Origin of the sequence: Alteromonas sp. LOR, from assembly GCF_000753865.1 — a bacterium.
In the GTDB taxonomy this organism is placed as follows: domain Bacteria; phylum Pseudomonadota; class Gammaproteobacteria; order Enterobacterales; family Alteromonadaceae; genus Alteromonas.
On sequence record NZ_JQFW01000040.1, the window covers coordinates 87813 to 107287 of the forward strand.

14 protein-coding genes are annotated in these 19475 nt (G+C 45.1%); 11 read left to right on the forward strand and 3 right to left on the reverse strand.

The features are described from left to right. Together JV36_RS19125 and JV36_RS0112840 are read left to right on the forward strand one after the other, a co-directional pair. Window positions 1–465 (forward strand): hypothetical protein (locus JV36_RS19125; RefSeq protein WP_200883159.1); only part of this gene is annotated, 465 nt, incomplete at its 5' end. A 98-nt stretch (window positions 466–563) separates the two neighbouring features. Then, window positions 564–2063, forward strand: a complete 1500-nt coding sequence (locus JV36_RS0112840; RefSeq protein WP_032097074.1) for an Hsp70 family protein — start codon at window positions 564–566, stop codon at window positions 2061–2063. 61 nt (window positions 2064–2124) lie between these two features. On the opposite strand, the gene JV36_RS0112845 is transcribed toward JV36_RS0112840, so the two are convergent. Continuing rightward, on the reverse strand, window positions 2125–2334 hold the full coding sequence (locus JV36_RS0112845) for a hypothetical protein (RefSeq protein WP_081926616.1): 210 nt from the start codon (window positions 2332–2334) through the stop codon (window positions 2125–2127). A gap of 110 nt (window positions 2335–2444) precedes the next feature. After that, window positions 2445–5270 carry an excinuclease ABC subunit UvrA gene (gene uvrA, locus JV36_RS0112850; protein WP_032097075.1) on the reverse strand — a complete coding sequence of 942 codons (2826 nt, stop codon included), beginning with the start codon at window positions 5268–5270 and terminating at the stop codon, window positions 2445–2447. A gap of 295 nt (window positions 5271–5565) precedes the next feature. Here uvrA and JV36_RS0112855 point away from each other — a divergent pair, with 295 nt between their 5' ends. Then, window positions 5566–6936, forward strand: coding sequence for an MFS transporter (locus JV36_RS0112855; RefSeq protein WP_032097076.1), 1371 nt, complete (start codon window positions 5566–5568; stop codon window positions 6934–6936). A gap of 194 nt (window positions 6937–7130) precedes the next feature. Continuing rightward, window positions 7131–8018, forward strand: coding sequence for an alpha/beta hydrolase (locus tag JV36_RS0112860; RefSeq protein ID WP_032097077.1), 888 nt, complete (start codon window positions 7131–7133; stop codon window positions 8016–8018). A 320-nt stretch (window positions 8019–8338) separates the two neighbouring features. On the opposite strand, the gene JV36_RS0112865 is transcribed toward JV36_RS0112860, so the two are convergent. Next, window positions 8339–9340, reverse strand: coding sequence for a LacI family DNA-binding transcriptional regulator (locus JV36_RS0112865; RefSeq protein WP_032097078.1), 1002 nt, complete (start codon window positions 9338–9340; stop codon window positions 8339–8341). Window positions 9341–9690: 350 nt separating this feature from the next. Here JV36_RS0112865 and JV36_RS0112870 point away from each other — a divergent pair, with 350 nt between their 5' ends. The 7 genes from JV36_RS0112870 to JV36_RS0112905 all read left to right on the forward strand — a co-directional run bounded on the left by JV36_RS0112870 (window position 9691) and on the right by JV36_RS0112905 (window position 19216). Then, entirely contained in the window at window positions 9691–10740 is a 1050-nt protein-coding gene (locus tag JV36_RS0112870) for an aldose epimerase family protein (protein WP_032097079.1), read from the forward strand. A gap of 219 nt (window positions 10741–10959) precedes the next feature. After that, a complete protein-coding gene (locus tag JV36_RS0112875; protein ID WP_032097080.1) occupies window positions 10960–12015 on the forward strand; it encodes a UDP-glucose--hexose-1-phosphate uridylyltransferase in 1056 nt (351 codons plus the stop codon). Further along, window positions 12008–13147: a galactokinase gene (galK, locus tag JV36_RS0112880; RefSeq protein ID WP_032097081.1), complete on the forward strand. Its 1140-nt coding sequence runs from the start codon at window positions 12008–12010 to the stop codon at window positions 13145–13147. The genes JV36_RS0112875 and galK overlap by 8 nt, the downstream gene beginning before the upstream one ends. A gap of 311 nt (window positions 13148–13458) precedes the next feature. Then, the gene (locus JV36_RS0112885; protein WP_032097082.1) at window positions 13459–15021 is read left to right on the forward strand and encodes a sodium/sugar symporter; all 1563 of its coding nucleotides are present in this window, start codon (window positions 13459–13461) and stop codon (window positions 15019–15021) included. 304 nt (window positions 15022–15325) lie between these two features. Beyond that, window positions 15326–15922 (forward strand): single-stranded DNA-binding protein, encoded by a 597-nt coding sequence (locus JV36_RS0112895; RefSeq protein ID WP_032097084.1) that lies wholly within the window; start codon window positions 15326–15328, stop codon window positions 15920–15922. A gap of 531 nt (window positions 15923–16453) precedes the next feature. After that, window positions 16454–17761: an alpha/beta hydrolase family protein gene (locus JV36_RS0112900; RefSeq protein WP_032097085.1), complete on the forward strand. Its 1308-nt coding sequence runs from the start codon at window positions 16454–16456 to the stop codon at window positions 17759–17761. A 354-nt stretch (window positions 17762–18115) separates the two neighbouring features. Next, window positions 18116–19216: a tetratricopeptide repeat protein gene (locus JV36_RS0112905; RefSeq protein WP_052010281.1), complete on the forward strand. Its 1101-nt coding sequence runs from the start codon at window positions 18116–18118 to the stop codon at window positions 19214–19216. Window positions 19217–19475 lie beyond the last annotated feature (259 nt).

Sequence of the window (19475 nt, forward strand, 5' to 3'; positions counted from 1 at the left end):
TTGTCATTAAATGCGGTGAAAGCAGTAGAAGTTACTGAAGTGCTCATTGAGCCAGAAAATTATAAGGCGACAGGGTTTGGAAATGTGACCCCTTTGACGTATTTAGTTAATCAAAAGGGTGAAGCGGTTTTCAAGCAGGCTGGTGTCGCTCGGGATTTGGCGAGACACTTTACTAACACAAAACCTATTGATTCATCCGACAATGATTTGGCGATGTTGTCGAAACAACTGCCTGACGATTATGATTTTTCTGATTACGATTACACATTATTTATAGTAAGAGCACAAAAAGATGAGCATTGTCCGCCATGTAAAAAGCAAAACTCAATCAATGAAAAAGTCATGGAGCGACTCAATGAACTCCGTGTGCACTATGTAAAAATTCTTGAAAAACCCGCCGATAGCGTGACAGTCACTATAGTGTCTGAAGAGGAATACAATAGATTGACTGGAAGAGGTAATTAATCATCATTCCACAATACCGTGATTAAGCTGTAAACAAAGCTAGAAAGGGATACGGCTTTTCCTTACAATTCACGCCAAATTTCTTTTACGTAATAACTATGACTGCAATTGGGATTGATTACGGCACATCAAATTCTGAAGTGGTGTATTTTGATGGTGCCACCCATCAGCACATCAAACTTGACCCTCTAGATAAGAAGGGCAATAAAATTCGTTCGTCGGTATTTATTTACTTTGAAGACGAGCTGCCACCGCCGCCCGGTGCCATGGTTGAAGCGAAAGTAGCCCAGTTGCAGCGTGCTATTAACGAGCAAATAGATAAAGCCAAAGACGGCTATTATTCAGCGAAAGATCCCAAAGAGCAGGCTACGTATAACCAACGGATTAATTCTCTGCGTGGCGACCTTCACAATAAGCCTGCTCTGCAACGTAAAGCTATCGCGCAGCTGATGCACGCCATGTCCCTGGATGAAATTCCTCTATTAAGGTTGGTAGAGCACGGTAAATTTGCTTTTGGTGAAGCTGGGTTTCGTCGATTTTTAAAAATGCCTGAAAAAGGGCGCTTAATTTACTCGCCTAAAAACTTTTTGGGTGCGTCGTTAGATAGCGATCAAAAGAAAGCGTTTGTCGGCATAATCGCGAAGCAGCTTGGTTACTTTAAGCAATGTGCTCAAGAGCAGCTCAGTGCAAACATCGATTCGGCGGTGATTGGTCGTCCGGTTAAGTTTCACGGCACGCGCGGTGAAGAAGGGAACATTCAAGCCATAGAAATAATGACCGAAGCGGCCAAACAAGCTGGCTTTTCAACGGTAAACTTCTTGGACGAGCCTATTGCTGCGGCCTATAAGATTGAACAAACCTTGCCGCGGGATACCACGACACTTATTGTGGATATTGGTGGTGGTACTACCGATATTTGTTGCATAAATCTCTCGCCAGAGCGCACTAATCAGTTAGATAGAAAGCAAGATGTGCTGTCGGTAACAGGGCGACGCTTAGGGGGCATGGATTGCGATAAAAGCCTGGTGCTTAAAACGATCGCTCCTGAAATGGGTATGGGGCTGAAAATGATGAACGGCCTGCCCGTACCGCCAACCTACTTCTCAGATATGTGCGCGGTAGATAACATTCCTGCCTTAATGCGCTTCTTTTCTGATGACTATGGATTGGATATTTCTCAAACCATGTCACTCATTAAAGAGCCTGCCCAATTAGAGCGGCTGTTAATCGTTCAGGAAAATAAACTGTCGGCACGCATCGTTAACTCTGCCCGAATGGCCAAAGAGCTATTGTCGAGTAAGCCTCGTATCACGCTACCACTTCACTATGTTGAAGATGAGTTTGGAGTGGATATTAGCCAAGATTCACTACAAAAAGCGTTAAAGCCGTGGCTTGATAAGGTTAAGACCTTAGTGACCGAGTGTTTAGACAGCACCGACATAAAGCCAGAGGTGGTAATGATTACCGGGGGAATGAGTTTGTCGCCTATCGTGGTAGATGCGCTGTATGAAAACTTACTGACAGGGCTTCCGCGCTTAGAAAACGACGCATTTAACTCAGTGTGTGAGGGACTTGCTATTCAGGCGTCTAAGTTTTAGTCACGCCTGAATAGGAACGCGTCACTCATATTCATCGAGCGCTAATGACTGATGAAACGTCTTAGTGCTTGAGAATATTGTTGGCTTTTAAGTAGGTAGCGATAGCCTCAGGTGATTCGAAGGCATTAAGCAACATTTGCTGAGCATGCTGCTTTACACTGTTGTCTTCAGACGAAGAGAGTAGGTCATACCACGTTTTTACTAGGGCCAATGGCGGTGTTTGATTCATTCTTTGCTCCGGTAATATAAACTGCATATTAACAACCATCATGGTAACTCATGATGCGTTAAATAAAGCTCTGACCAGAATAAACAAGCGGGTAAAAACGCTAGCTTGGGAGCAAGCGATTTTTACCTACCTGTTTGTAATTTTTGGCAGGCTTAGTCGAGCAGTGGCTTTAAGAAGCGACCTGTATGCGACACTTCTTGTTCTGCAACATACTCTGGTGTTCCCTCTGCAATTATCTGGCCACCTCCGGATCCTCCTTCAGGACCAAGGTCCACAATCCAGTCGGCAGTTTTAATCACATCGAGGTTATGCTCTATTACCACCACAGTGTTTCCGTGGTCTCTGAGCTCGTGCAGTACAGCAAGCAGCTGTTTTATATCGTGGAAATGTAACCCAGTTGTGGGTTCATCAAGAATGTAAAGCGTTTGACCGGTGTCTCTTTTTGATAACTCTTTTGCGAGTTTTACACGCTGTGCTTCACCACCAGACAGTGTAGTAGCCGCCTGACCGAGCTTGATGTAAGACAGACCCACATCCATCAATGTTTGCAACTTGCGAGAAATCGAAGGCACTGCATCAAAAAATACGCGAGCGTCTTCCACCGTCATCTCTAGCACTTCGTGAATATTTTTATCTTTGTATTTTACATCTAATGTTTCGCGGTTATAGCGTTTGCCCATACACACATCGCACGGCACGTACACATCGGGTAAAAAGTGCATTTCTACCTTAATCACACCGTCGCCCTGGCAGGCTTCACAACGACCGCCTTTTACATTAAAGCTGAAGCGGCCTGGTTTATAACCACGAGAGCGTGACTCCTGCGTACCTGCAAACATCTCTCTAATGGGTGTAAATATTCCCGCATAGGTTGCAGGGTTTGAACGCGGTGTTCTGCCGATAGGGCTTTGGTCAATATCGACAACTTTGTCGAGCAACTCTAACCCTTCCATAGATTTATGGGCTGCAGGCTCCGCAGTTGTCGCCTTGTTTAGCTCACGCTGGGCAATTTTGTAGAAGGTGTCGTTGATTAGCGTCGATTTACCCGAGCCTGATACACCCGTTACGCAGGTCATCACACCCGTGGGTATGCGAAGGTCAACAGATTGTAAGTTGTTACCGGTAGCGCCTTTAAGCGTTAGCCATTCATTGTTCTTCGCTGGATTCCGTTTTTCCGGAATATCAATCTTCTCTCTTCCCGACAGATATTTTCCAGTAAGTGAGTGCTCGCTTGCTAGTATGTCGTCAATGGTACCTTGGGCGATAATTTCACCGCCGTGTACACCAGCGCCAGGGCCAATGTCGATAACGTGGTCTGCTTGGCGAATGGCATCTTCATCGTGTTCTACTACAAGCACGGTATTTCCAAGGTCGCGCAAGTGGGTGAGGGTTTTTAGTAAGCGTTCGTTGTCTCGTTGATGCAAGCCAATAGAGGGTTCATCAAGTACATACATAACACCAACTAAGCCTGCACCTATTTGGCTGGCAAGGCGAATACGCTGTGCTTCACCGCCGGACAACGTGTCTGCGCTTCGAGAAAGAGACAAGTAGTTTAGCCCTACATTCACCAAGAAACGTAGGCGGTCCAATATCTCTTTTAATATTTTCTCAGCAATTTGCGCTTTTTGACCGGTTAGATCGAGGGTCTCAAAAAACGTGTAAGCTTCTGCTATCGACATATCGGCGATAGTGGGCAGGGTCGTTTGCTGAATAAATACGTTGCGCGCTTCAAGGCGCAGTCGAGAGCCATTACAGCTACTGCAGTGTTGCTGGCTTAAGTACTTACCAAGCTCTTCTCTTACCGAGTTCGACTCTGTCTCGCGGTAGCGGCGTTCCATGTTAGGAATTATGCCTTCGAAGGGGTGCTTGCGCTCCATGATATCGCCGCGCTCGTTGATATACTTAAACGATAGTGACTTACCTTTTGAGCCATACAGCACAATGTCTTTATGTTCTTTTTCTAATTCTTCAAACGGCGCCGTTAAACTAAATTTGTAATGGTCGGCCACGGCTTGCAGCATTTGAAAATAGTAATAACTGCGTTTGTCCCAGCCGCGAATGGCACCGCCTGACAAACTAATCTCGGCGTTGGTAATAACCCGAGACGGGTCGAAAAAGTTGCGAGTGCCAAGTCCGTCACACGTAGGGCACGCACCTGCAGGGTTGTTAAATGAGAACAAGCGAGGTTCTAGTTCACTTAAGCTGTATCCGCAGTGGGGGCATGCAAAGTTGGCGGAGAATATAATTTCTTCAGCGTCTTTGTCGTCCATGTCGGCGACAATCGCGTTACCGTTAGCGAGCGATAAGGCGGTTTCAAAAGACTCAGACAGACGAAGCGCCATATCATCACGCACTTTAAAGCGGTCTACTACCACTTCAATAGTATGTTTCTTATGAAGATCCAGAGGCGGTGGATCGGATAAATCGCATACTTCGCCGTCAATTCGAGCGCGAATAAACCCTTGTGCCGATAAGGTTTGTAGCGCTTTTACGTGTTCGCCTTTTCGTTCCTTCACAATAGGAGCAAGCAGCATAAGTTTACTGCCTTCAGGCATGGCCAACACTTTATCCACCATTTGACTCACGGTTTGTGCGTCAAGAGGCACATCGTGGTCGGGACAGCGCGGTGTACCAACACGGGCAAACATTAGGCGCAGATAATCGTATATTTCGGTGATCGTCCCCACGGTAGAACGGGGGTTATGCGATGTTGATTTTTGTTCAATCGAAATGGCTGGTGATAAGCCTTCGATATGATCCACATCGGGCTTTTCCATCATTGATAAAAATTGACGAGCGTAGGCTGAGAGTGACTCAACGTAACGACGCTGTCCCTCGGCGTACAGAGTGTCAAATGCAAGAGATGATTTACCTGATCCAGAAAGACCAGTAATCACTACCAGTTTGTCTCGTGGCAGTGTTAAATCAATATTCTTCAAATTGTGAGTGCGTGCACCGCGTATTTCGATTTTATCCATTGAAGCCTAATGAGAAAAAGAATCTGAATGAAAGGGTCAGTATGCCATATGTGTCAACTAAAGTGATATGGCATTGAAGTTATACTGGTTGAAAGCGGGTGAGATCACCTTCATTTGATTTGTGAAGGGCTTAATTGCGGTATAGATCATACTTGATAAACCCTGTCTTTCGCTTTGACGATTATATTAATCAGTTTTAACCTACATGGGCACATCCACAAGTAATACGGACTGGTATTATGCTACACTTCGCGACCTTGTTTTGGCTCAGTAAACTTTGAGGAACTCAGACGCTTTGAACGCTTTGGAATTACGCGCGGCGCTTGCGCTGGCATCTGTTTATGTTTTACGTATGTTGGGCCTTTTCATGGTCATGCCTGTTTTGGCTGTGGCTGCGATGGACTATCCAGATTATTCTCCTTTGTTGGTAGGCTTAGCCGTGGGTGGCTACGGGCTGACACAGGCGGCATTGCAAATTCCCATGGGCATGATGTCTGACAAATGGGGTCGTAAACCCGTTATTCTGTTGGGTCTTAGTGTGTTTGCGGTGGGTAGTTTTGTCGCTGCCAACGCCGACACCATGGCATGGATGATTGTCGGGCGTATTTTACAAGGCGCGGGAGCTATTGCCGGCGCTATTATGGCACTCGCCACCGACGTAAGCAGAGAAAGCCAGCGAGCAAAAGTGCTCGCAGTTATCGGTATTGCTATTGGTTTTTCGTTTTATCTCGCTGTTATCATCGGCCCCTTAATTGCAAATCACTACGGCTTAGCGGGCGTTTTTGCTGTAACAGGCCTTTTAGCCGTACTGTGTATGCCATTAGTAAAATGGGTAGTACCGAGCTCTGAGCCCCTCAGCAGTGGCGATACACTTCCTCAAAAAGGCCAGCTTCGTCATTTAATGCTTTCCCCACAATTGTGGCGTTTAAACGTAAGCGTTCTCGTGTTGCATATGTTGATTACGCTGTTGTTTGTGCAGCTACCCGTTACTTTAACTAATTTTGATATGACGCTGAGTGAGCATTGGCGTATGTACCTTCCTGTATTAGGTGTGTCCATTTTAGGGCTCATTGTAATGATGGGAATAGCAAGAGGGCGCACGCCTAAATGGTTATTACTATTGGGTGTGGTATTGATGGGAAGTGCCTTTTTAGCCCTTGGCGTAAATGGCAATAGCTGGTGGCTAACGACGGCAGCGGTCATTCTTTTCTTTACCGGCTTTAATTACCTAGAGGCAAATTTTCCTGCTTTAGTATCGAGCATTGCCCCTGCCGGTCAAAAAGGAACCGCCATGGGGATTTACGCTAGCTTTCAGTTTTTTGGCGCCTTTTTAGGGGGAATAATATCTGGTGTTGTTACTGATATTTGGTCTCCCAATGTGGCGTATCTGGTTGGGGCGTTAAGTACACTGCTTTGGATTTTCGTTATAAGCGGCCTCAAAGAGGTGAGCCCAGTGAAGCGCGTGATGTTAAACGGGCTACGTGCTGACGTGCTGCTTGATGCCAATAAGCAACCTGATAGCAATAAGCAACAAGCCCTTGAAGAAGCGCTTTTAGCCGTGCCGGGGGTCTTGGAAGTCACATTGAATGCAGAAAATGGTGCAGCGTACTTAAAAGTAAATAGAGACTTTGATGCCGTGAAAGCGCGCGCTGTGTTAGCGGTTTAGTTGCTGTCTGGCTACTTTCTAGGTGCAGTTTAGCTGCAAAGAAGCGTAGGTCTTATATAGCGACTACTCAGCAGGTGCACAGCGAATTAGCAGGTGCACAGAGAACGTGAAATATTTCTCATAGCTGTTTGGCTTGTGAAGCTGCAGGTACTTTGCTTTAATAAATTATACAAAAACACGGACAGTTCTTCCCCATGGCTTTTAAACCTGCCTTATTATCCTTTTTATCTTGCCTAGCCTTAAGCGTATTTTTGGCTGGATGCGCTATCAACGTTTCGCCGAGCGCGTTCTTTTACCAAGATACCAAAGAAAAACCGTTAGATACGACACGACTTCACAGCGCCATTCAAAAAGACAAAGTGGCTGCTGGCATTAGTATTGTAGAGATTGAAAATGCGAGTGGAGAAACCCTGCGAGGCGTTGCGGTTTCTTATGCTAAGCCCGTTATTAACATTCTATTCTTTGCTGATAACCGAATGACGGTGTCTGAAAATAACAACGTGATACACCAGCTAGGTAAGCTGCCCGCCAATATCCTATGGCTCGACTATCAAGGTGTTGGTGCGAGTGAAAAGGCAGACAAGCTCAGTATTAATGCGATTAAAAAAGACGCATTAATGCAATTCGATTATGTGAAAAATACCTTCGATACTTCCGTACCAACTATTGTCCACGGACGGGGCATTGGAAGTTATTTTGCGAGTTATGTGGCTGCTAACAGGCAAATAGATGGGTTGGTATTAGACGGGGCATTCAATAATATATCTGATTTAATCGCCAATATGGTGCCAGGCTTTTCTAATTCATTTACTGCAATGAAGCTGCACGATGAAGTTCACAGTATGCAGATTGCGCCCATTCTCAGGCATTTTGATGGTCCGCTTTGGTTACTCGTCGGTGCCAAGGATAAAATTACCCCTCAAGTAATCAGCGAACAACTTCTTGCCGACAGTGCGAGTGAGAAAAAGCACATCTCTGTTATTCCTGATGCAACCCATAACGCCACATTAAACTCAGAATTTGCGATTACTGAATACAGGCGTTTCATATCTCAACTATCTCGTCAAAAAGCATCTCGTTAAACTTGCATCACGTTATTTCACTTTTTGCCTGTGGATAAATAGTGGAAAACCTTGTTGGTAACTATGTTAACAGTCAATGAAAGTAAGCGGTCGAGATCAAGTAAGCTCAACTGATCCGATCACGTTACGTCAGTAAAATCAATAGCTGTAGCAAAATTATTGTAGATCGCTGGTGAATTTGATCGTAATTGTGTGAAGGATCAACAGCTTTGTCACATTGGGGATAACCATAATGCAGGGTCTCCCCAATACTGTCTTAGACTTAAGTCTAAAGTCGGTGTTTTAGCCGTTTATAGCTATTAGCCGCTAGCGGTTGAAGCTTAAACTCTCACTACGGAGTCACGCTTGATAATAGTGGGGGTATACTTGAAGGTTAAACCTTCTTCTGGCTTTTTCCCCGATGCATACTTAAGGGCAAGCTCGGCAGCTTTTGAGGCCATCATTTCAACAGGGTAGCGCAAAGTGGTGAGTTTGGGGCGGCAATATTTGGCTAACAAAACATCGTCGTAACCCATTACAGATACCTGTTCTGGTACCGCAATACCGTGGTCTTGTAGCATTGTCATGGCACCTGACGCCATAGCATCGTTATAGGCCAATACGGCGGTAAATTTAGCGCCTGTGGCCAATAAGTTCTGCATTGCAAGTTCACCACCTTCTTGATCTGGCGTTGCATACTCAATCATGCTTTCAGGCAATACTAGGTTGGCGTGCTTTATAGCGGTGCGAACACCTTCAAGCCGTTGATTAGGATCGTCTATTCGGTACTGACTGCTGATAACCGCCACGTGTTCGTGACCTTGGTTAATCGCATATTCAGCCATTAAACGTCCACCGGTGACATTGTCTAGCCATACGCATCTATTAGCGATTTCAGGAATATATCGGTTAATGAGTACAAAACCCGGCACTTGTTTTGAGAACTCTACAAGGGTTTTATCATCAAGGGCCTTGCTGTGAACTACCATGGCTTCAACACGATGCTCTAACAAAGTTTCTATAGCCCGTAACTCTGTCTCTTTTTCTATAGAGCCTGCACTTAATAGTATTTGGACATTGTTCTTGCGAGTAACTGACTCTACGCCATGAGCTAGCATGGCGAAGAACGGGTCATGTAATTCGGCAATCACAACTCCCAGCGATGCGCTTTTCTTTGTTACCAAAGCTCGTGCATTGGCGTTAGGGCGATAACCCATCTCTTCCATTATCTTTTTCACGCGTTTTCGCGTATCGCTACCTACTTTTGGCCCGTCGTTGATTACGCGAGACACTGTGGCAAGTGAAACCCCTGCCGCCTGAGCTATATCTTTAATTGTTGCCATTTCGTTTTCGCAATTCTATTTTTATTTTTAACGATAGGCTCGCTGACGGTGACACTTAAGATAAAAAGGCTGTAAAAGCACAGTCAGTAAGGCCAAATAATGCCTATAGCGTACATTATATTTACAAAAATTGATAAATTTCCAACCCGTTAGTTAGGGCTTTCATCAAGGCGGCACGCTGTGTTTCAAAAGTAAGTGAATAACTCTGACTCAATAGCGGCACTTAAATACAAAATGTTATCCCGTGCGCTACAAATAATGGTTGAAAACGTATACCCTTTGAAAACAGGTTGCGCTGTTACAATGTGTTCAGTGGTGTTGACGTAAGTATACAAGGCGAAAAAAGGGTTATGAATATTCAGGTGTCGGCTTTCGGTAAAATGAGCGAAAAAGCGGGCGGTCAACTAAGTGATGAACAAGTAAGTATGTTTACCTTATCGAACGCCAACAACATGGAAGTTAAAATATTAAGCTTAGGCGGTATAATAAAAGAAATTACTATGTTTGATGCCAATAACGCGCCTAAACACTGTATTCAAACTTTCGACACCATAGATGAATACATGGCCGATGAGAGTTATCGCGGTGCTATTGTAGGGCGATACGCTAACCGTATTGGCAATGGGTGTTTTAGTCTTAATGGCACAACCTATCACCTTGATAAAAACAACGGCGAGCATAACCTTCATGGCGGTAATGCCGGTTTTCACAAACGCAATTGGGCCTCGTCAACCCATTGTGATGACCAAAGCGCAAGTGTCACGCTAACGCTACTCAGCGGCGATGGGGAAGGAGGCTTTCCTGGAAACGTAGCGGTAACCGCCTGCTACACCCTAAATAATGACAATGAGCTTAGCTTGCATATCAAAGCAACGACCGATAAAGCAACCCCGCTCAGTTTTACTCAACACGCCTACTTCACATTAAGTAATGATAGCTCAGTAGAAAGCACGGTATTGACTATCGCTGCAGATGAAGTGACCGATGCGGATAGTACATTGCTACCAAACGGTGAGTTTGTTGCTGTGAACGACACCCCCTTTGATTTTAGAGAGCCCACTCAAATAGGAAAGAATGTGCATGATATGCCGTCGTCTGAACTCTTTGAGAAAGTAGGGGGGTACGACCATAACTACGTGCTGCGCCAAAGTGCTAACACCCAGCCACAAGCTGAAGTGAGCGCCAGCGACACTGGGCTTATTATGAAGCTGTACACCAATCTGCCAGGATTGCAGTTCTACACAGGTAATCTAAAAACGCAGCAGCAAATGGGCGCATTGTGTTTAGAGCCTCAGTTTTTCCCTGACTCACCGAACAAGCCTCACTTTCCAAATTGTATAGTTACGCCAGATTCTCCTTTAGACATGGAGATTCGTTACGCTTTCTCGGTAACAAAATAAACGCGGTCTTATAAAAGAGACTGTACACACGTGACTATTGAATAAGCACTAAATGTTACCTTAATTAACATTTATTTTTCCTTATTTGAACATTGATAAATTGAGTGCATTGATATATTATTTTGGGTAAACGTTTAACCTTTTGTGTATGGCGCACGCATTATTTGCCACTGAGGCTTAGTGACCGGCCCACAAAACGCATTTTTATAGAGAGCGACTATGGCAAGCCCATTCGACCCGTCAGATGATCCACACCGCAGATTCAACCCCCTATTAGGTGAGTGGGTTTTGGTATCGCCGCATCGCGCGAAACGACCATGGCAAGGGCAGTCGGAAGAGCCTAACAATGAGCAAAAACCGTCTTACGATCCAACCTGCTATTTATGCCCGGGCAATACCCGTGTTAACGGCGAGGTAAACCCTGATTACGCCGGCACTTTTGTTTTTGAAAACGACTTTGCTGCGCTCAAGAAAGACACGGTGGTGTTGAGCGAGAAAAAAGGGCTTTTTCAGTTCGAAACCGAACAGGGCTGTAGCCGAGTTATTTGTTTCTCTCCCGATCACAGCAAAACCCTTCCAGAATTGACAGACCAAGAGCGTGCAGACGTTGTAGCATGCTGGAAATCACAGACAGAAGAGTTAGGTGAGCAATATCAATGGGTTCAGGTGTTTGAAAACAAGGGCGCGATGATGGGCTGCTCTAACCCTCACCCTCACGGACAAGTATGGGCGCAGCAGCATGTGCCGACAGATCCGGCTAAAAAGCTTGTACAATTACGTGCTTATTTCAACGAGCACAAACGTCCTTTGTTGTTAGATTACGCTGAGCAAGAAGTTGCAAAGCAAGAGCGCGTTGTATGTCAAAACGATGACTGGATAGTAGTAGTGCCGTATTGGGCTGCATGGCCGTTTGAAACATTGTTACTGCCTCGCTTTGATGTAACAGCACTGCACAAATTAACCGACGAACAATCGTTTTCTCTAGCGCAAATTATTGGCGATATAACCGCGCGCTATGACAATTTGTTTGAAACGTCATTTCCATATTCTATGGGCTGGCATAGCGCACCATTTGATAAACAAGCACATCCTGAATGGACGTTACATGCGCACTTCTTTCCGCCACTGCTTCGTTCTGCGAGTGTACGTAAGTTCATGGTTGGGTATGAAATGATGGCCGAGGCCCAGCGCGACTTAACGCCAGAACAAGCCGCAGATAGATTGAAGGCACTTTCCAGCGTGCACTATAAAAAACATGAGAATGCGAATGGATAACCACATACTCTCTTCAGCGTTTGAAGAAAGCTTTGCAGAAGAACCGACACTGATAGCTCACGCACCAGGTCGCGTAAATTTAATTGGCGAGCATACCGACTACAACGGCGGCTTCGTATTTCCTGCGGCAATTAATTTTGGCACCTGGGTAGCTGCATCAAAGCGAAGCGATAACAACATTGTTGTCACCGCAATGGACTATGAGAATCAGCAAAATACGTTCAGCCTTGATGATATTCACTATGATGATGAGCAAGGTTGGGCAAACTATGTGCGCGGTGTGGTTAAAGTACTTAAGCAGGACTTTCCCGCATTTGGTGGTGCTAATCTATTAGTCACGGGTAATGTGCCTCAAGGTGCTGGCTTAAGTTCTTCCGCGTCATTTGAAGTGGCAATTCTAAAAGCAATGAGTGCCCTATATCAGTTGCCTCTCGATGGCGTGAAGGCCGCACTTCTAGGTCAGAAAGCGGAAAATACCTTTGTGGGCTGCTCATGCGGCATTATGGATCAGCTTATCTCGGCAATGGGTAACGAAGGTAAAGCTATGTTGCTCGATTGTCAGTCGCTGTCAATTGAACACTCACCGCTACCTGACAGCCATCAAATTGTCATCATAAACTCAAACGTGAAGCGCGGCCTGGTAGACAGTGAATACAACCTTCGCCGTCAGCAGTGCGAGCAGGGAGCGTCATTACTCGGTGTACCCTCATTGCGCGAAGCCAATATTGATATGCTTGAAGCTGCAAAGCCGCATATGCCCGAGGTGGTATACCGCAGAGCTAAACATATTATTACCGAAAACAAGCGAACCTTGTCAGCAAGCAATGCGTTAAAAGTCGGTGATATTGAAACGGTGAGTAAGGCCATGGCCGAATCTCATGTGTCTATGCGAGACGATTTTGAAATAACGGTGCCCCCAATTGATTACCTTGTCACCATCATTGATGAGTTACTTGGTGTTACTGGCGGCGTGCGTATGACCGGTGGCGGTTTTGGAGGATGTGTTGTTGCGCTAGTTCCAACAGATACTGTTGATGCTGTGAAACAATTAGTGGCTGATAAGTACTTCGATGAGACGAATTATCACGCTGATATATACGTATGCACTGCCACACAGGGGGCCTTTGCATAAATTATTTCCCCATCTTTGACCGCTTATTTGTGTCCCTTAGCCGCATCATTGGATAGCGGCTTTTTTTTGCCTGCGGTAACACGCCGCGATTACGCACATTTTAAATCTCGCTCAGTGGGTAATTATCTATGCGAGCTGGTCTAAAATGTGATAAATATGTTATCACTGACTTCAAATAAGCGTAATAAAAACAACAATGAAGAGCTTTTCACCTGCGTTTTAAAGGCCACCGAGCTTTAGTCCTACAGGTCTTATGAAACATGTTTCGTTGCGCTTTAATCATCATTGTATTGAAATATCGTGAGTAAACTATGAAATTAGCATCACTAGATATCACCGTGTTTGTGATATACGTTATCGCGCTTATCGGTATAGCCTGGTGGGTGTCGCGGGAAAAAAAGGGGCATGAGAAAGATACCAACGATTACTTCTTAGCGGGCTCTAGTTTACCTTGGTGGGCCATTGGCGCGTCTCTTATTGCTGCCAACATATCCGCAGAACAAATAATAGGAATGTCTGGCTCGGGCTACCAAATAGGGCTAGCTATTGCGTCTTACGAATGGATGGCGGCCATCACGTTAATTATAGTGGGTAAGTATTTTCTACCTATATTTTTAAAACACAAAATATATACCATGCCTCAATTTTTGGAGCAGCGATACGATCACCGCGTTCGTAAAGTAATGGCCGTATTCTGGCTAGGCGTTTATGTGTTTGTTAACCTCACTGCCGTGCTGTGGTTAGGCGCATTAGCCATCAACACTATTGCCGGTGTCGACATGATGTACGGCATGATATTTTTAGGGCTATTTTCGCTGGCCTACTCGCTGTATGGCGGGCTAAAAGCAGTGGCGCTTACCGATATTATTCAGGTAGTGTTATTGGTGCTCGGCGGGTTATTCCTCTCTTATACCGCGCTTAATCTTATCAGCGGTGGAAACGGGCCAATTCAAGGCTTTGTTGATTTAACCCAGCAGCTGCCGGGTAAGTTCGACATGATATTATCAAAAGATAACCCGCACTATATGGACCTTCCCGGTATTTCCGTACTCGTAGGCGGTATGTGGATCATGAACCTGTCTTACTGGGGCTTTAATCAGTATATTATTCAAAGAACCCTGGCTGCTAAGAGCCTGCAAGAAGCGCAAAAAGGCATTGCTTTCGCGGCATTTTTAAAGCTTTTGATGCCGTTAATTGTTGTGCTGCCAGGTATTGCCGCTGTGCTGTTGGTACCCGATTTAGCAAAGCCCGACCAGGCTTATCCTAGTCTCATGACGCTTATGCCTGTTGGGTTGAAGGGAATTATTTTTGCAGCTCTTGTTGCGGCTATTGTGTCGTCCCTTGCGTCTATGACAAACAGCGTATCGACCATTTTTACAATGGACATTTACAAAGACAAACGTCCTAATGAGTCACAGCGGCATTATGTCAAAGTAGGACGCACGGTAAGTTTGGTCGCGTTAATTATTGCTATGGTTGCTGCTAAGCCACTATTAGGTAATTTCGACCAAGCCTTTCAATATATTCAAGAGTTCACCGGGTTCTTTACGCCTGGTATTTGTGCCCTCTTCATTTTAGGTATGTTTTGGAAACACACTACGGCTAATGGCGGGCTGCTTGCGGCACTGGGCTCATTTATTTTAAGCATCGTGTTTAGGCAGTTTTGGCCCGAGCTTCCGTTTATTGACCGAGTCGGTATTGTATTTTTACTGTGCGTAGCGGTGGCTGTCATCGTCTCTCTTATGGAGAAAAAGGGCGTCCACGAAAATGCCGTAGAGCTCTCTGATGTGCAGTTCGATACCACTAAAGGGTTTAATATTGCGGCTATTGCAGTGGTATTCATACTTATCGCTTTTTACAGCGCGTGGTGGTAATGGATTAAGCTTTTACACACTTTTTTAGAACGAGCACGGTTTGAAAGCGCACTGTTACAAACAGCCTAGATAAACAGAGCGAAAGTTCAGAAGACGGAAATGAGAAACTTTGATAGCGTTTATTTGTGAATAAATGCATCGACAAAAACTTCATTTTTCCCTGGAAAAATACGATATACTACAGGGCTCAAAACTATGAACTTTCGTGCTTGTTGCTGTCGAACTTTGATGAAGTCGAAATAGTGGCGCTTTAAAATAAGCGTTGCTACGCAGCAAGCCAATAAACACGTTACAGGAGACATCAATGGCAACGAAAGGCGTGAACAAGGTAATTCTTGTAGGAAACCTTGGTAATGATCCTGAAGTAAGATACATGCCGAACGGAAACGCCGTTGCGAACCTGAGTCTTGCAACCAGCGAAAGCTGGAAAGACCAACAAGGGCAACCGCAAGAGCGTACAGAATGGCATAGACTCACTATGTATCGTCGCTTGGCTGAAATTGCTGGAGAATACCTGAAAAAAGGTTCGCAGATTTACGTAGAAGGTAAATTGCAAACCCGTAAATGGCAGGATCAGCAAGGCAATGACAAATACACCACAGAGATCATCGTGGACCAAATGCAAATGCTTGGCGGTCGTGGCGGTGAAGCTGGTGGTGGTAGCGGCGGTTACCAACGTCAACAAAATAACCAAGGCGGCGGATACCAGAACCAGGGCGGTGGCTATAATCAAGCACCAGCTCAGGGCGGTCAGCAGCAAGGCGGCCAACAAGGTGGTTACAACCAAAACCAAGGCGGCGGTTTCAATCAAGCTGCTCCTCAAGGTGGTAATCAGCCTCAGCCTAAAACTCCGCCAATGGCAGAGCCAGACTTTGACTTTGACGACGATATTCCATTTTAAAATAACCATTTTAAGGAATACTCAAACGGCCTGTTTAATTTCTAATTAAGGCTGGCTGATTTCAGCGAGAAAAGCTGAATTAGGATTGAGTTTAGTTTGAAGACATTTTTAAAAAGCCCAGCTAAGTAGCTGGGCTTTTTTACGTCTCCCGTTCCGTCCTGAAGTACGCAACACATTTATTTACTTGGCAAATTTTGCACTAGGTAAACAGGAGCCAGGTTCCTTATCGCTTTATTACTTTATCTTTTTATCACTGCTCGCAGCCCGCTTCTTAAGGTTTTAGCTTCACACTCTCTTCCGTTCTCACATTCATATTTTCAAAGTTTCGCAATCACCGACACGGCTATTTTTACCGTACTTTACTCAAAAAACCGGTAAAAGGTTATACGTTTACCTTTTTGGGGCGCTCATTCTATTCAATAGAAATAACTTAGTTGTAACAATTAATGTAAAAAATAGCGGCTTGCTTGCTTGTTGATGCCAATAAAGTAATATAGCTATGCCTACTAATTAACAATCTATTAGCAAACTATGAAAACGTTATCCCTATTTTGCAGTACAAGCGTTATGCTTATTACTGCTACATTCTCTGCGACCGCATTTTCTGCGCAAACTGTTTATAAAGATTTCCCAGCTGAGGTGATGCCCGAGCTTAGCGAAAGTGGTGAATTGGCTGTAGGGGTAAAAACAATTGAAGTTGCTTATCCCGAAGCGGCAATGACAATGTCAGGAGAGATGGTAAAGCGTGAGTTAACCCTCGAGGTTTGGTATCCCGCATCTCAATCAACTGACTTAGCAGACTCAAAATTAGCCGTATATAGTGATGAAACACGCAGCGGTAAGTCTTTTGAAATTCAAGCTGATGCTTATCGCGATGCCCCCATTATGGCGACGGACGAAAACTATCCTATCGTAATAATCTCTCACGGTTATACCGGCTACCGTACGCTGATGCATTATCTTGGCGAGCATCTAGCATCTCATGGTTATGTAGTTGCTGCCATTGACCATACAGACTCAACAAACAAAGACGTTAATTTTGCAGAAAGCCCTTACAGTGGGTTTCCAAGCACGCTGTTAAATCGTTCAAGAGATCAGGTGTTCACGCTTAACGCGGTGGCTCAACACAGCTTTTTTGCAGATGAAGTTGACGAAACTCGAGCAGGAGTAATTGGTTACTCGATGGGTGGATATGGCGCAATGAGTACAGTTGGGGGTTGTTACGCGTTTAACGATACTACGGCTGCCACTTTTACCGGTACACAAGACCCTGCAACAGTTCAGTTGGTAAAAGCAGCTTTAAATACGTGCGCAGGTGGCAAGCCTTCAAGTGATGACACATTACCAGCATGGAAAGCTGCACTAGCACTAGCGCCTTGGGGTGGGCAGCAGCAGTTGTTTGATACAAAGTCCCTATCTAATATCGACGTACCTGTGCTGTTTGTCGCTGGTGATAACGACGATGTTTCAGGCTACGATGGCATTCGTTGGTTGTTCGATCACACAACGAATAAAGATACCAAGTTACTAACCATCAAAAACGCACGTCATAATGTTGCACCTCACCCCGCACCTAAAGAAGCGTATGGCAGTGAGTTCGACTTGGGTAGTTACATCGAGCCCGCATGGGAAGAGCAAAAGCTCAATGCCATTAACGAACACTTTGCATTAGCGCTCATGAACTGCCACGTAAAAGCCATACCAGATTACTGTGCTTTTTTAGAGGTAACGGGTAGTAGTGATCAGGTACCAAGCGGCGGTGAAACGCCTGCGCCTTGGAAAGGTTTCGATAACCGCTGGGCGTTAGGGTTGCTTATGGAAGGAAGAGACGGAAAATAATTCTGTTTTAAAAACTCTTTGTGAGAGAGTTTATTTGTTACCCGCTAAGGGGCTCGACTATGAGCCCCTTTTTTATGCCTTTCTTGTTCGTTTATTTCTCTTGCGAAACGGTAATACCAGTCCGCATAGATAATTCCCAACTCAGCGAGACTTATAATGTGCGTAATCGCACACTGTTATAACTCTTGTTACAACTAATTGCTGGAATATTGTTCAGCATAGGTTAATGTAAACAGAGTCAATATAAGTGTAAGCACCAACCTAATATCTAGCACACAATGCATCAAGTTTAGTGTGCAGTAACCATTGCTGTGACAGTGTCTCGACACCATTATTTTCCCAAAAGGAATTGCTATGAAATTGAATTATCCTGCATCGCAGCGAGCATGCGCTGCCCTTTTATCAACCATGCTATCAATCACCCCGTTGAGCACATCATTCGCTGCTGATAGCTCAGTATCAACATCGTCTGCGAAAAGTGCAGAGCTTACCAACCTTGAAATGTATGCCCGCCAAGGAGACTGGGAGCGTGTTATTGATAAGCTGGAGGACGTAAAAGGAAAAAGCCCTGAGCAATATAATTTGCTGATTTCAGCACTAATGAACACAGACTTAGACGATGCCGAAGAAGTAGCTGAAGAGTTTATAGCAAGCTACAGCAAAGATTACCGTGCCTTTCATACCCATGCCAACGTGATGGGAGCACAAGCCTCAAACAGCATCTTTTCAGCTTTGGGTTATGCAAAAAAAGCCAAAAGCAGCTTAGAGCAAGCAATTGTTATCGCGCCTGACGAGATTGCGGTTTATCGCGCCCTAATGCAATTTCATTTAGTTGCTCCTTCCATTGCCGGTGGTGATATGGATGAAGCGAAAAAGTTGGCAGAAAAGATCGCCACAATTGATAGCGTTGAAGGCCAATTTGCTTTGGCTAGCTTCTACCTCAAAGACGATAATGAAGACCAAGCACACGCTATTTACGACGCTCTTGCACAGAATGAGGCCTCGGCCTTACGAGCTAACTTTGAATTAGGCAGTCACTATTTATCTGCTGAAAAGTACAGCCACGCTTTTGAAGCGCTGTCGCCATTAATGGGAATGTCGGTAGCAACGGTAGAAAGCAAAGATTCGGCGCAATGGGACGAGTACGAACAGCGCGAAAGCAATTTGCTGTACGGCAAATACCGCATTGGTCAAGTAGCGCTAAACAGCGACGAATTTACCAACACGGGCATTGCTGCATTAGAGCAGTATATCGATGGCTTTAATACAACGAATATCGATACAGCAGGCCTGCCAAGTGTAAATTGGGCCCGTCTGCGACTCGCAGAGCTGCGCTTAAATGCCAATGACATAGAGAAAGCGAAAAGTACGCTGGCGCTTATCAATGGAGACGAGGGCGAACGTTTTTCAAAAATTCTGAAAGGGTTAAAAAAGAAGATTAAAAAGCGGGCTTAAAGCTAATGCCAGTCAGTTAAGCTGACTGGCATTTTTCTTTTTAGTAGGGTACTTGCTAGGTTTGGGTTTGACGCACCGAGGGTATAACCTGTCTTCTCGCCTTGTTGGAAGCTCGTAGTAAGTCAATTGGTTGATGAGGTTTTCATACAACACGGGCAGTTTTCCAGGGCTAGTGAGCACTGTCGTTAGTAGGAATGCCACGACCGCGCTTGAGCATCCGCTGAAGCTGAGCTGATTTGGCCAGATGCCTTTGCGCGTT